General features: G+C 63.8%; 10 protein-coding genes. 4 read left to right on the plus strand and 6 right to left on the minus strand.

Annotation, left to right across the window (positions count from 1 at the left end):
• Positions 1-54 precede the first annotated feature (54 nt).
• On the plus strand, positions 55-819 hold the full coding sequence (locus tag A8V01_RS18250; protein ID WP_103097637.1) for an SDR family NAD(P)-dependent oxidoreductase: 765 nt from the start codon (positions 55-57) through the stop codon (positions 817-819).
• Between the two features lie 74 nt (positions 820-893).
• Complete coding sequence (locus A8V01_RS18255) at positions 894-1,232, plus strand: hypothetical protein (RefSeq protein ID WP_103097899.1); 339 nt, start codon at positions 894-896, stop codon at positions 1,230-1,232.
• Here A8V01_RS18255 and A8V01_RS18260 read toward each other — a convergent pair whose 3' ends face one another.
• Positions 1,233-2,240 carry an NADP-dependent oxidoreductase gene (locus tag A8V01_RS18260; RefSeq protein ID WP_103097640.1) on the minus strand — a complete coding sequence of 336 codons (1,008 nt, stop codon included), beginning with the start codon at positions 2,238-2,240 and terminating at the stop codon, positions 1,233-1,235.
• Positions 2,241-2,392: 152 nt separating this feature from the next.
• Here A8V01_RS18260 and A8V01_RS18265 point away from each other — a divergent pair, with 152 nt between their 5' ends.
• Positions 2,393-4,867: a TonB-dependent receptor gene (locus A8V01_RS18265; protein WP_103097642.1), complete on the plus strand. Its 2,475-nt coding sequence runs from the start codon at positions 2,393-2,395 to the stop codon at positions 4,865-4,867.
• Between the two features lie 64 nt (positions 4,868-4,931).
• Here A8V01_RS18265 and A8V01_RS18270 read toward each other — a convergent pair whose 3' ends face one another.
• From A8V01_RS18270 to A8V01_RS18280, 3 genes are all read right to left on the minus strand, one after another.
• Positions 4,932-6,548 (minus strand): alkaline phosphatase D family protein, encoded by a 1,617-nt coding sequence (locus tag A8V01_RS18270; RefSeq protein WP_103097645.1) that lies wholly within the window; start codon positions 6,546-6,548, stop codon positions 4,932-4,934.
• Between the two features lie 24 nt (positions 6,549-6,572).
• Positions 6,573-8,843 carry a TonB-dependent receptor gene (locus tag A8V01_RS18275; protein WP_103097646.1) on the minus strand — a complete coding sequence of 757 codons (2,271 nt, stop codon included), beginning with the start codon at positions 8,841-8,843 and terminating at the stop codon, positions 6,573-6,575.
• 144 nt (positions 8,844-8,987) lie between these two features.
• A complete protein-coding gene (locus tag A8V01_RS18280; RefSeq protein ID WP_103097649.1) occupies positions 8,988-9,884 on the minus strand; it encodes an AraC family transcriptional regulator in 897 nt (298 codons plus the stop codon).
• A gap of 147 nt (positions 9,885-10,031) precedes the next feature.
• Here A8V01_RS18280 and A8V01_RS18285 point away from each other — a divergent pair, with 147 nt between their 5' ends.
• Positions 10,032-10,781, plus strand: coding sequence for an SDR family oxidoreductase (locus A8V01_RS18285; protein ID WP_103097651.1), 750 nt, complete (start codon positions 10,032-10,034; stop codon positions 10,779-10,781).
• 65 nt (positions 10,782-10,846) lie between these two features.
• Here the strand turns inward: A8V01_RS18285 and A8V01_RS18290 are convergent, their stop codons facing one another.
• Positions 10,847-12,937, minus strand: a complete 2,091-nt coding sequence (locus tag A8V01_RS18290; RefSeq protein ID WP_245892710.1) for an amidohydrolase family protein — start codon at positions 12,935-12,937, stop codon at positions 10,847-10,849.
• Positions 12,937-13,890 (minus strand): ornithine cyclodeaminase family protein, encoded by a 954-nt coding sequence (locus tag A8V01_RS18295; RefSeq protein ID WP_103097654.1) that lies wholly within the window; start codon positions 13,888-13,890, stop codon positions 12,937-12,939. The genes A8V01_RS18290 and A8V01_RS18295 overlap by 1 nt, the downstream gene beginning before the upstream one ends.
• Positions 13,891-14,001 lie beyond the last annotated feature (111 nt).

A 14,001-nucleotide genomic window follows, 5' to 3' on the forward strand; every position in this document is an offset into this window, starting at 1 on the left:
CGGGGTGTTCGGCGATTACCGTCGGACACCCCCTGTTTTGATGGAGTAAGGACGATGGGCCGTCTCGAAGGCAAGATCACTCTCGTAACCGGCGCGGGCAACCCGCGTGGCCTGGGCGCTGCGACGGCGCACCGCTTCGCGCAGGAAGGGGCCTACGTCTACGTCACCGACCTCAGGCTGGAAGATGCCGAAAGCGTCGCCGCCGCGATCCGCGAGGAAGGCGGCACGGCCGAAGCGGTCGCGCAGGATGTCACCAGCGAAGCGTCATGGGACAGCCTTCTCTCCGCCATCAAGCAGGGTCATGGCCGCCTTGACGTGCTGGTCAACAACGCCGGCATCGCCATCCTGAAATCGCTGGCCGAACTGACCGCAGCCGATTGGGAAAAGCAGAACAAGGTCAATCTCGACAGCGTGTTCTACGGCACCCAGCGCGCGGTCGCACTGATGCGCAAGGTTGGACACGGGGGCTCTATCGTGAACCTGTCTTCGATCGGCGGGCTGGTGGGCGTGCCGATGTGCGGCGCCTACGCGGCGGCAAAGGGCGGCGTGCGCCTGCTTTCCAAGGTGGTGGCAATGGAATGCGCTGCCGAGAACATCCGCTGCAATTCGGTCCACCCCGGCATGATCGAAACCGCGATGCAGGACGTTGCCCGCCGCGATAACCCGGATGGCTTCAAGGAAATCGTATCGGGCATCCCCATGAAGCGCATGGGCACGCCGATGGATATCGCCAACATGAACCTGTTCCTCGCCAGCGACGAGGCGAATTACATCACCGGCTGCGAATTCGTGGTCGATGGCGGCGTTACCGCAATGTGATGCCGGTTCCTCTCCGGGCATCTTCTGGGGAGGAAATGGTTGCGGTCCGGCCGGTCCGGTTCTACAGCCGGGCCATGGCCAAAGCAGACCGTCTCGAACGCCTGGACACCCGCCGCGCGGACCTTGAAACCGATTACCGCGAAGCGCTGGTTGCTGCGCTCAAGGTCTGTGCAGCGGGCAAGTGGGGCCTTTTCGACCACAACGCCGACCGCACCGCACGCGCCGCCGTGGCCCCGACGATCGCCGAACTGACCGAACTGGCCGAAGAGATCGACGCCGCGCGCGAACAGCTGTTCATGGAGCCCTTTGAACTGCATCAGGAATTCCTGCGCCAGCGCGGCCCGGTGGATTCGCAAGCCGTGGGCGAGCCCAAGCAGGCCCGCGCATGGCTTGAACGGCTCGGCGCGGCCTGATCACAGCTTGACGACCACCTTGCCGATGTTCTTGCCGGTCAGCATCCGCTCATAGGCCGCAAGGACATTCTCCAGCCCCGCCGTCTCGTCGAAGCGCACCTCCAGCTTGCCCTCGTCCAGCCAGGTGCGAAGCTGAGGCATGAACTCCGCCCCGCGTTCAAGGAAGTCCGGGATGAAGAAGCCCTCGATCCGCAGGCGCCGCATCAGCACCTGATCGAACTTTGCAGGCCCCGGCATCGGCGCATCGGTGTCATAACCTGCTACCATACCGCAGACCGCGACGCGCCCGTAATGCGCCATGTTGCCCAGCACCGCGTCGAGAATCGGGCCACCGACGTTGTCGAAAAAGGCATTCACGCCGCCCGGCACGGCAGCCAGCCGCGCGCTCACGTCCTCGGCCCGATAGTCGATCGCCATGTCGACGCCGACCTCGTCGGTCAGGTAGCGGCACTTGTCTGCCCCGCCCGCGATCCCGATCACTTTCGCACCCAGGTTGCGGCCGACCTGACATGCAAGGCTGCCCGTTGCACCTGCGGCGGCTGACACGACCAGCCATTCGCCCGGCTTGACCGCCGCGACTTCCCTGACGCCGACATAGGCCGTCCACGCATTCATGCCCAATGCGCCAAAGTGCTGGCGCGGGTCTGCGACGTTCGCGTCCACCACCTCCAGCCCCGTCAGCGCCGGAACCACCGTGGCGACGTCTGCCCATTGCCCGAAGCCGCGCACCAGCGCACCAACAGGGTAAGCGGCATTCGCGCTCTCGATCACGCAGCCCAGCACCAGTCCGACCATCTTCGATCCCAGCGGCAGCGGCGGCTGATAACCGTCTGTACGCGGGCTCATCCACATACGGGTTCCGGCATCCATCGACAGCCATTCGACCGCGATGCGCACTTCGCCTTCGGCCAGTGGTGTGCATTCTTCTTCCTGCAGGCTCAGGAAGCGAGCGAAATCGGTGTTCCCCTCGGGATGGCGATCCAGTCGCCAGAAACGGCAGCGCGTCAATTCAGGTCTCCTCCGGCGGACCCTCGCCCGGCGGCTCGCAGAGGCCACCTGTCCAAACTGATAGGACTATCCGTTTGCACAGGGCTCTCACGCACGGGGACGGGTCTAACCAGCCGGAAAGAACGATTACAAAATTACGGGAGGTTTCTGAAATGCGAGTCCCCAAATCCGTCCTGCTCGTCTCCACGGCACTGACGATGACCGCAGCGCCGGCGATGGCGCAGGACGTTGCCCCTCCTCCTCCGCCGGCAGCACCGCAGGATGACGCAGCCCAGCAGCAGGGCGGCCTTAACGACATCATCGTGACCGCCCGCAAGCGGCAGGAAACGGTGCAGGACGTACCCGTCGCCGTTACCGCCATCTCGGCAGAGCAGATCGCCACGCGCGATGTCACCAGCGTCGAAAAAATCACCGCCATCGCCCCGCAGTTCAGCGTCGGGCGCGCGTCCAACGGGTCGGGCGCGCAGCTGACCCTGCGCGGCATCGGTTCGTCGTCCACCTCGATCGGCATCGAGCAATCGGTCGCGGTCGTCGTTGACGGTGCCTATTACGGGCAGGGCCGCGTCATCAACGAAGGCTTCTTCGACCTCGCCCGCGTGGAAGTTCTGAAGGGCCCGCAGGCGCTGTTCTTCGGCAAGAACGCGACAGCCGGCGTGATCTCGATCACCACAGCCGACCCCACCGCCGCGTTCGAAGGCATGGTCAAGGGCGGCTACGAGATCAAGAGCCAGCAGTACCGACTGGAAGGCTATTTGTCCGGCCCGCTGACCGACACCCTCGGTTTCCGCATTGCGGCGCGCTACACCAAGATGGACGGCGGCTATTATCGCAACGAAGCCGACGACATAACCTATACCGAACTCGACGCCGCCACCGGCGACCTCACTTCGCACACCGCCACCCCAGCGGCGCGCAAGGCCCCCGGCGAGGAAGAGTTCCTGACCCGCGCCACCCTGAAGTGGGAGCCGACCGACAACCTGACCGTCAGCCTCAAGGGCAGCTTCGATCAGAGCACGGTCAACAACTCGTCCTGGAACTACGTCGCCTATCGCTGCGGCAATGGCGAAACCTCGCAGCTCAACGGCTATGCCTGCGGCAAGGATTTCGTCACCCACCAGAACAACATGCCCGCCGACATCGCGGCCAGCTATCCTTATGCGAAAAGCGACGGTTCGCTGTATAACAAGTACCGTTCCGCAGGCGGCACGCTGAACGTCACCTATGATGCGGACCTGCTCCAGATATCGTCAGTCACCAACTACCAGTGGAACAACAACCGCTGGACCTGCGCCTGCGATTTCCAGTCCGGCGGCAGCGAGAACGGCATCGGCCCGACCTGGGCGACCGAGAACTCTTCCTGGAAGGCGTTCAGCCAGGAACTGCGCGCGCTGACCCAGTTCGACGGTCCGTTCAACATGATGGTCGGCCTGCTCTACCAGAAGACCCGGCGCGACTTTGACCAGTTCGTACTGACCGGCGGCGTTTCCAACTCCGACGCGCCCGAAGGCTACCAGTACGTCACCACCGCCAAGAACAGCTTCACCAAAGGCGAAACGATGGCCGTGTTCGGCCAGATGACATACAAGATTCTGCCCGACCTCGAACTGGCAGGCGGCGTGCGCTATACTGATGAAACCAAGAACAGCTTCTTCACACAGCCCTACAACAATCCGCTGGTACTGGGCATCTTCCGTGATCAGAACGACCCTGACGGCCTTGGCGAAGTGACGGCACGCCAGCACTTCACCAACTGGTCGCCTGAAGCCACGCTGACCTGGAAGCCGACGCCGGACCTGATGATCTACGGCGCCTACAAGACCGCCTACAAGTCCGGCGGATTCTCCAACGGCGGTATCAATTCGAAGCTGTCCACCGATCCCACCGCCGACCTTACCTTCGATCCGGAAAAGGCCGAAGGCTTCGAAATCGGCTTCAAGTCCACGCTGCTTGACCGTCAGTTGCGCTTCAACGTCACGGCGTTCAGCTACAAGTACAAGAACCTGCAGGTCGACTTCTTCAACTCCCCGATCTTCGCGTTCCAGACGCTGACTGCCGACGCTCGCACCAAGGGCGTGGAAGCAGAGTTCGAATTCGCCCCTAACGGCGTGCCCGGCCTCGATATCCATGGCTCCATCAACTACGACAAGGCCACCTACATCGATTTCCCGCTAGCCCCCTGCTACGCGGGCCAGACCCCGGCGGAAGGCTGCAACCTTGCGGGCAACAGCCGCCAGGATCTGACCGGCGCGCCGCTTTCGGTCGCACCGCGCTGGACCGGAAACCTGGGTATCGGTTACGAGATGTCGGTCGGCTCGGCCAACAAGCTGGGCTTCAACATCGACAGCAAGTATTCGGGCAGCTACCTCGCATCAGGCTTCGGCAATCCGCTTTCGCGCCAGAGCAAGTACGTGACGCTGGACGCGGGCATCCGCTTCGGCGCCGAGAACGACAACTGGCAGGTCACGCTGATCGGGAAGAACCTGACCAACCGCTTCTACGTGACGGGCGTGGTGGACGGCCCTTCGACGGGCGGCGGCACCGGTACGGCTGCGGGCGTGAAGGCCGACCAGCTTGGCTTCGGCACTCTTCCGCGCACTGTCATGGTGGAAGTGACCAAGCGGTTCTGATGCGACCTTCGGCCGGGGAGGCGCATACCTCCCCGGCCGGATGCCTTTGGGGTCGCCCTGAAGGTTACACCGCGAAGCGGCGCTGGCCCCAGTTGACCGACCGCGCCTCGCTGGTGGTGCCGCTGACGGTGTGTTGCGCGATGGTGGGCACAAAGTGCCATTCGCCCTTCACCGCATCCGGCGTCACCTGCATCGAAACATAGCCGCGACGGCTGGTGTCGACGAACGAAAGACCGGGGTTGGCGGCCTGCATCGCCTTGCCAAGATCGGCGGGCGGCACGGCGGGCAGATATTCTTCGTAGCCCGGCGAAGTTACCGAATGCCCGGCGTACTCGACACCCACGGGGCTGCCATCGAACGTCAGGTTGTTGCCCCAGGCATTGTGGCTGTCGCCCGAAAGGACAACGAGGTTGCAATTCGCATCTGCCGCCGCCCGCAGCAGGCGATCGCGCGCAGCGGGATAGCCGTCCCACGAATCCATGTTGAACGGCAGCCCGGCCTTCGATGCCGCCGCGATCGCCATCAGCGCCGCAGCCACCTTGGGATCGCCGCCACTGGTGGCAAGCTGGGCGATCTGCGCCGGCGCCTTGAGCGAGCCCATCACCACCTGCTGCGCCAACACCTGCCAGCGGGTGCCACCCTTGGCCGAAGCCGCCATGTCTTTGTAGAGACGCTGCTCCTGCGCCGTACCCATCAGCGTGCGTTCCGCCGCCATCCACGGCCCGTCGCGGAAGGCGGCAAGCGCCTTCATGATATCGCCCTGCCCCTTGATCGCCGCGCCGATGTCCAGCTGCTCGCTGCGACCGGTCAGGCGCGTCTCCGGGCGGAAGATCGTCGCCAGCGAGCCGATCTGGTAGCTTTCGTATGCCTCGTCCGACACGGGCATCCATTCGCGATAGGCTTTCTGCGAAGCGGCCTTGCGGACCGACCACAAGCCTTCCTTGTCGGGCGAGTGGTTCTCTGCGCCGTTCTCGTAGGAATCGTTGGCACTTTCGTGATCGTCCCACTGCGCCACCATCGGGAAGTTGCGGTGCAGTGCACGCAGATCGGGATCGAGACGGTAGCTTGCCAGCCGCAGGCGATAATCGGCCAGCGTCACGGTCTCGTTCAGCGGCTCGATCGGGCGGCCCGGCATCGGCTTGTCCGGGTAGTGGCCGTAGTCGTATTCGTAATAATAGTCGCCGACGTGGACGATAAGGTCGAGGTCGTCACGCCGCGCGGCATGGGCATAGGCGTTGAACCAGCCGAACGGCAGGTTCGCACAGGAAAACAGCGCGATGCCGAACCGGCTGACATCCCCGACCGGCAAAGTGCGCGTACGGCCCGTTTCGCTCTTGGTGCCATCGGGCGCGATGAAGCGGTAGAAATACCACTTGCCCGGTGCAAGGCCGGTGACGGTCAGCTTGGCGCAGCAGTCATGCGCAGGAGATGCTACCACCTCCCCCCCGCCCATGACCTTGGTAAACGCCGCGTCATCAGCCACTTCGCAGCGCAGCGTAGTTTCGCCGCTGCCGACGTAACGGGTCCACAGCAGCACCGAACCGGCGGCCGGTTCGCCGCTCGCGACACCGTGCGTAAAGCCCCGCGCCGTCAGGATTTGCGCGATGCCCGGCGTCGACAGCGCAGCAAGGCCGAAAGTGCCTGCCGCAAGCAGCAAGCGGCGGTCGACAACGAGAGTCATGGGTCTGTCCTGTCCGTAAAGGCTTCAGTAGCGGGCGGTAAGCTCGATGCCGTAAGTGCGCGGCTCGGCGGGGATGAAGGTCGGGTAACCGAACGAGCCGCCGGTATTGCCTGCATCCATCAGATACTTCTTGTCGGTCAGGTTGCGCGCGTAACCGGCAATCTGGAACTTGCCCTGCATGAGCGAGAAACCGCCCCGCAGATTGACGAGCGTGACCGGGTCCTGGCTGATCGCCTCGGTGTTAGGGATCTCGAAGTAGATCTTGCTGCGATACGTGATGCTGGGGGTCAGGAACACGCTGGTGCTGTCGTTAAGCGGCGCGTTCAGGTTGAAGCCCGCCGACCACTGCCACTTGGGCTGCAGGCGGAACTTGTCTCCGGCGAAGGCGCCGTTAGACGCCTTGTCGTCGATCCCGCCGCTGATGAAGCCGACATTGCCAAACGCGCTGAGCCATGAGGTGAGGCGCGCGTCCAGTTCCGCCTCGACGCCAATGTTGCTTGCCGAACCGGCGCTGCGCGTGACCGTGCGACCATCCTCGATCACGGAGACCTGGAAGTTGTCGTACTTGTCGTAATATACGCCCAGCGAGCCGGAGAACATGCCCGCCGAACCCTTGATACCGCCTTCAAAGTTCCAGACGGTTTCCGAAGCGATCTCGTCTGCATAGGCGACCGTGTTCGCTGCGTTCGGCAGCTGTACGACCGGCGAGCGGCGGCCCTTTGAAATCGTGGCGTAAAGGTTCACATTAGGCGCCACGCGGTAAAGCGCGTTGAAGCGCGGCAGCACAGCCGCATAGGAACGGCGTGCGTAAACCGTCTCTCCGGCGGTGTCGGGATAAGGCAGCAGGATCGCGCCATAGATCGGTGCAACAGGCTGGTTCGACGCAAAGCCCGAACGGCGTTTCTCGATCAGCACGCGTGCACCGGCGGTCAGTTCAAGCTGCTCCACCGGCGTCCAGGACACGTCGCCGAACATCGACCAGGTCTGGTTGCGGCCATAATTCTTGGTCCAGCTGCTGTAGGGCAGTTGCGTCAGAAGTCCGCCGGTGGCCAGGCCAGCCGCGGCAGAGGCAGGCACGCTGTTGTCATCAGCCACGCAACCAAGGCCAGGAATGATCCCGGCATAGCATTGCAGGAACGTGCCCAGTTCGGTCGAGAACGGGACGTACTGCGAGGAATCCTCGACGAAATAGTTCCATCCGAACGAAGCGCGCCACTTGGGATCGCTGTACGTGAAGCGCCCTTCGTGGCTGGCCTGCCAGCCCTTGGCATGCTCTGCGAATTCGAGGAACCACGCCGCCGAACCATCGGCGTCGAACACTTCAAGCGCATCGAAATTGCGGTATCCGTTGACGGTGGTAAAGTTCCAGCCGTCCGCGAAGTCCCAACTCAGCGTCAGGTTGGCGTCATAGACGTCACGGTCAAGGCCCAGCTTGTCAGAGCCCAGAAGTTCGCCCGACAGCGGTGAGCCGCCAAGATATGCCGCATCGTAGAGGCCATCCACGGACGTGGAGCCCAGGCTCTTCGACAGGAACGGCGTGCCCGAATTGCGCTGGCGATCGTACGTGAGCACGAAGTCGGCGGTGAAATCGGTCGTCGGCGTAAAGCGCACCGAACCGCGCAGGCCAAACTGGTCCTGCGCGTAAAGATCGTCCTGACCGGGAGCGAGGTTTTCGATGTAGCCGTCACGCTTCTTCCACTGCCCGGCGATACGCGCGGCGATGACGTCATTGCCAAGGTTTACGAAGCCCTCGATCCGCCGGGCGTCGAGGTTGCCGTATGAGCCGGTCAGCGAAGCAGACGTTCCGGCCTCGGGCTTGGCCGAGACGAAGCTGATCGCACCAATCGTGGCCGCCGTGCCGAACAGGGTCGCCTGCGGCCCCTTGGCAACTTCGACGCGATCGAGATCGTAGATGCCCTGATACGCCCCGCGCGAGCGCGAAATGTCGACGCCGTTGTAATAGAGCGTGACGCGCGGTCCCTGCTGGGCCGAACCGCTGTCGGAAGTGATCCCGCGGATCACGAAGCCGGGATTGTTGGCGCTCTGGACCTGCACGTTGAGCCCCGGCACGTAAGCCGAAAGTTCGCCCACCTCGGTCACGCCAAGATCGCGCATACGCTCACCACTCTGGACGGAAAGCGTGATCGGCACATCGACCGCGCGCTGTTCGACCTTCTGGGTCGTTACGACGATCTGGTTGGCGTCTGCATCCGCTTCATCCGCAAGGGCAATCCCCGGCGCGCCGGCCAGCGCTGTACCGGCGAGAAGCGAAGATGCATAAAACCCGAATTTCATGGAAAATTCCCTGCGTACCTATGATTGCTGCAGGGCGTTATCGTCCACTAATGAACGTTTTGTGGCGAACGGTTCGGATCTTTCATCCTGATTGATCGGCGGTCTGGCAATGTCACCTGCTGCCGCGCTGACAATTCAGATGCGTCAAACCGCCATGGCAGGCCGCTCCGTGGCCTGAAGCCGCTCGATATCCTGCCGGGGCGGCGCTCCGAACAAGCGCCGATATTCGCGACTGAACTGCGAAGGACTGTCATAGCCGACCGCGAATCCCGCCGATCCTGCATTCGCGCCCGCCACCAGCATCAACCGGCGCGCTTCCTGCAAACGCAGCTGCTTTTGATAATCGAGCGGGGTCATATGCGTCACCGCCTTGAAATGGGCGTGAAGCGATGACGGGCTCATCCCCGCAGCGCGGGCGATCTCCTCAATGCGTAAGTGGCTGTCGAACCGACTACGGATGGCCGCAATGGCGCGGCTGATCTGGCCGAGGTGGCTGTCCGCCGATGCCATGTGCCGCAGCATCGCCCCATGCGGCCCCTTGAGCAGATAATAGAGGATCTCACGCTCGATCAACGGCGCCAGCGCGGCGATGTCTTCCGGTCTATCCAGCAACTGCACCAGACGGCATGCCGCATCGATCAGGTCAGCGTCTCCGGGATAGACGGCAAGCGCGGGCAAATCGTGGCGCGGCCCCATGCGCCCGTCGGCCACAATCAAATCGGCAAGCGCTGCCTGGTCGAAATCGATCTTGCAGCACAGATACGGTGCGTCCTCGCTCGCCTCCAGCACATGGCCGACCAGTGGCAGGTCAACCGAGACGAGAAGATAGCGCTCCGCATCATAGACAACGCTGTGTTCGCCAAGGGATACCCGCTTCGACCCTTGGGCGATCAGGCAAAGCGACGCCTCGTAGACGGCCGGCACCGGCTCGCTCGGCTGGTTCGCGCGGATCAGCGTGAGCCGGGGCACGCTTGTACCCTCCATCCCCGACGTGGGCGCATGACGGGTGATCGCGCGGGCAAGATCGTCGATGTTTCTCATACCCCGATGATCCACGATCCCAGAGGGCACCGCAAGACGCAAGCGACTGTTCCGGAGGATCGTGCAAAGTGTTCGGGGGATCGCTCTACCGCTCGATGCCGCGCCGGTGACACCTTGCACTCATCACTTCAAGCGAAAGGAAGCATCATGTCGGAACTCAGCAACAAGGTCGTCCTCGTCACTGGCGCATCGAGCGGTATCGGCGAGGCAACGGTGCGCGAACTGGCGTCCGCCGGTGCCAGACTGTTCATCGGCGCGCGGCGCGGGGAACGACTGAAAGCACTGGCGGAGGAATTGGGCCAAGAACTGGGCGGGGAACTGGGCGATACCATCGGGTGGGCCGAACTCGACGTCACGGACGCAGACAGCTTCGAAGCGTTCGCCGCTGCCGCGCAAGACCGGTTCGGGCGCATAGACGTTCTCGTCAACAACGCGGGGGTCATGCCGCTGTCGCCGCTGGCAGCGCTGAAGCGTGACGAATGGAAGCGGATGATCGACGTGAATATTCATGGCGTACTCAACGGGATTGCCGCAGTGCTGCCGGGGTTCATTGCCCGCAAGAGCGGCCATGTCGTGAACGTCGCCTCGGTCGGTGCGCATCTGGTCCTGCCGACTGCCGCCGTCTATTGCGGCACCAAGTATGCCGTCTGGGCGATCACCGAAGGTCTGCGGCAGGAACACGACGAAATCCGTTCGACGATCATTTCTCCGGGTGTGACCGCCACCGAACTGGGCGATGACATCAGCGATCCGCAGGTGGCCTCGGCGCTCAAGGAATGGCGGCAAAAGTCGCTCACGCCCGATGCGATCGCGCGCGCCATCCGCTACGCGCTGGAACAGCCCGAGGGCGTGGATATCAATGAAGTGATCGTGCGCCCGACGGCCGCAAACATGTAATCCGCCACAGGTACACCGGCTTTCGGAAAGCGGACGGCCTCATCCGAAAGCCGGTGCCTGCGGTATCAGAGAAACTCGTCCGCCGCGTCGTGGCTATCCCCGCCGCTGGTCGTGGCGGACGGGGTTTCCTGCCGGGGCAATGCGATGGCGGGTGCCTCTGCGAAAGGCTTGACCCCGAACGCCGGGTAGATTTCAGAGGGGAAGTAGATCGTCCCGTCCTTCACCACCATGGCGATGCGGTGCAGTTCGGTCAGGTCGTTCAGCGGATTGCCCGGCAGAAGCAGGAAGTCCGCCCGCTTGCCGCGTTCTATCGAACCCAGTTCCTGATCGTTGCCCATGTAGCGCTCCGGCCCGATCGTGCCGATACGCAGAACGTCGGCCGCGGGGATGCCCGCCTCGCCATAGATCTCCAGCTCGCGATGAACCGACAGGCCGGTGCCATCGTCCGTCCCCGGAAGCAGTGTCACGCCGCGATCGTGGAGCCGTTTGACCACGCGCTTCACCGCATCGAACGCCCCCTGATAGGCGGCATCGTCGCCCGGTCCGGTCAGCGGCGCGATGCCCTGGCGACGGCGGCGCTGCAGGCCGATCGGCAAGTGATCGATATAGCTTGCCACTGCCGGAGCAGGCTTGCCGTCACGGCTGAGCATCAGCAGCTCCAGCGTCACCGCCGTGGGGTCGAGCGCGATGTGCTTCGCCACCATGGTGTCCAGCGTGGACTTCACGCGCGGTGTATCAAGGTCCAGCCCCGCAGTGCGCCGCATTGCCGTAAGACGCAGCGGGGTGCGGGTATCCTCCTTGATGTCGAGCACCCAGCCCAGCATCAGCTGGTTGATATGGGTGATCTCGTCATAACCGGCAGCGATCATCGCGTCGGCATTGGTGAAGGCGGGAACATGCCCGGTCAGCCCCATGCCCAGCCGCTTCGCCTCCTTCGCGATCGCGGGCACCCAGGCGGGGTTCATGCTGTTGTAGATCTTGATCTGCCAGTAACCGCGCGCTGCGTACCAGCGCACCGCCTCCAGCGCCGCCGCCTCGCTGTCCACCACGATGCCGTGGCGCGCGGAATAGGGGCTGCGCCCTTCGAGGAAGCCGTTGGGCGTGATCCGGGGGCCGGCCACTTCACCCTTGCCGATACGGTCGATCAGGCCGGGGAGGAAATCGTTGTGATTGCCCATGTCGCGCACGGAGGTGACCCCGGCCGCGATGTAGAGCATCGCCGATTCCAGCCCGATGTGCGAATGCATGTCATGCAGGCCCGCCAGCAGCGTACCGCCCTTGCCGTCGATCAGGGCCTCGCCGGGGGTGGCGGGCTCGTCAAGCGGCTGGATGCCGGTGATGCGCCCATGGGCAAAGACCACCGACACCGGATCGCCCAGCGCACCGCTTGCCGGATCGAACACACGCACGTTGCGAATGCGGACCGACGCATCGACATTGTGGGCAAAGCGCTTCTGCAAGGCTGCATAGCGCGCGGCGGTCAGCCGGGTGCCCAGTTCGTTAAGCGCCGGAACTTCTGCCTCATGCCCTTCGCGCACGGTAGCGCCGCCGCTGCCCAGAGTGGCGAACAATTCACCCTTCGCGTCCAGCAGGATCATTTCGGGCGAAAGGTCGATGCCGCTGATCGAATAGGCTTGGTACTTGCGGCCGGCGATCGTCGCCGGGCCGAGCTTTTCGATGGCCAGTTCTCCGCCGGGGAACGCCGCCATGCGCCCGTCGGCGTCCCTCAGCAATGCGCGGGCGTATAGCCCCAGTGCCCAGGGGCTGGCGTTCTGGCCGACGTAAAGAGCAGGGCCACTTGCGGTCGTCTGCCTCTCTCCCATGGAATCGGTCCAGCGAACGGACGTACCTTCGCGCGCGAAGCGTTCGTGGACATCGCCGCCGAACGTCGCCTTGCCATCAAGCGTCCAGATGGCCGGCAGTCCGTCGCGCCCCAGTTCGATGGCTTCGCGCATGGTCGGGCCGCGACCGTTGTTCTTGACGTCATATTCGATGGCAACACGCGCACCCTGCACGTCCGCATCCACGAACCCAACCTTTTCGCCATTCGAGACGACGCTGTAGCGCACGTGCTCTGCGTAGGCAGGAGCGGCCAGAAGCGTGGAGGCGAGCAGGCTCGAAGCGAACAGCGCGGCGCGCAGGGGCATGCGAAACATCAGGCGAGCGAACTCCGGTAAAGATGGGCGGCGGCGGCAAGATCCTGTACCGCATGGCCAAGAGACTTGTAGACGGTGATGTCCTGATCAGAACGCCGCCCCTCAATGCGTCCGAGCAGCACTTCGCCTATCTCCCCGACGATGTGCGCATCTTCGATAAGGCCGCTGTCCCTGGCCACCAGGAACTCCGCAGCCGCATCCAGCGCCGAGGCGCGGCTGTCGGCGATATAGCGGCTGTTGACCACAAGCGCGCTGTCGACCTCGACCGGGCCGGGACCGCTGGAGCCGACAAGGTTGACGTGGGTTCCGGGCTTCACCCACTCCCCCCTGACAACAGGTTCGGATGCCGTTGTGAGAGTGCAGATGACGTCCGCAACGCCCGCCGCCGCGCGCAGATCCGTCGCGGGCTCTGCGTTGAGGTGGGCATATTCGGCAGCAAGCGCCGCAGCCTTTTCCGGCGAACGGCCCCAGATGATCACGCGATCGAAATCGCGCACCAGCGGCAGCGCCTTCAGGTGGGTATGCGCCTGCCCGCCCGTGCCGACGATCAGCAGCGTGCGCGCATCCGCGCGGGCCAGTGCATCGGTGGCCACAGCGGTTGCGGCGGCAGTGCGGATATGGGTGATCTCTTCCGCATCGGCGACGCAGACCGGACGGCCTTCCTCGGGCTCGAAAAGGACCACAAGGCCCCGGTGACGCCGGAGGCCCGGAGAACGCGGATCGGCGAAGACGCTGATGGTCTTCGTACCGAACATGTCGTGTTCACCGAGCGCTCCGGGCATCTGAGCAAAGGTGCGACCCGGGCCCAGCGAAAGCATCGTGCGCAGCAATTGCCGCGTCTCCCCCGAGGAGAGCGCCTTCATCGCCTTGCGCACGACAGCGATGCAATCAGGGTAGGACAGCTTTTCGCGCACCGCCTCGCTGTCGAAGATCGTCAGCTCATCGCGTTTCATCGGTGCCGTCCTTTCATTCCCTGTACGCACTTCCTAACCGCAACCCCGGCTTAATGCTTGCTCGACTTGCCGCATTTGCCTAGGCTACACGGAAATTCAATGCATCGATGA

Source organism: Novosphingobium guangzhouense (assembly GCF_002896965.1).
Lineage (GTDB): Bacteria > Pseudomonadota > Alphaproteobacteria > Sphingomonadales > Sphingomonadaceae > Novosphingobium > Novosphingobium guangzhouense.

Coding starts and splice junctions, on each gene's coding strand:
- A8V01_RS18250 (WP_103097637.1), top strand. CDS start 55: ATGGGCCGTCTCGAAGGCAAGATCACTCTCGTAACCGGCGCGGGCAAC.
- A8V01_RS18255 (WP_103097899.1), top strand. CDS start 894: ATGGCCAAAGCAGACCGTCTCGAACGCCTGGACACCCGCCGCGCGGAC.
- A8V01_RS18265 (WP_103097642.1), top strand. CDS start 2,393: ATGCGAGTCCCCAAATCCGTCCTGCTCGTCTCCACGGCACTGACGATG.
- A8V01_RS18270 (WP_103097645.1), bottom strand. CDS start 6,548: ATGACTCTCGTTGTCGACCGCCGCTTGCTGCTTGCGGCAGGCACTTTC.
- A8V01_RS18275 (WP_103097646.1), bottom strand. CDS start 8,843: ATGAAATTCGGGTTTTATGCATCTTCGCTTCTCGCCGGTACAGCGCTG.
- A8V01_RS18280 (WP_103097649.1), bottom strand. CDS start 9,884: ATGAGAAACATCGACGATCTTGCCCGCGCGATCACCCGTCATGCGCCC.
- A8V01_RS18285 (WP_103097651.1), top strand. CDS start 10,032: ATGTCGGAACTCAGCAACAAGGTCGTCCTCGTCACTGGCGCATCGAGC.
- A8V01_RS18290 (WP_245892710.1), bottom strand. CDS start 12,937: ATGTTTCGCATGCCCCTGCGCGCCGCGCTGTTCGCTTCGAGCCTGCTC.
- A8V01_RS18295 (WP_103097654.1), bottom strand. CDS start 13,890: ATGAAACGCGATGAGCTGACGATCTTCGACAGCGAGGCGGTGCGCGAA.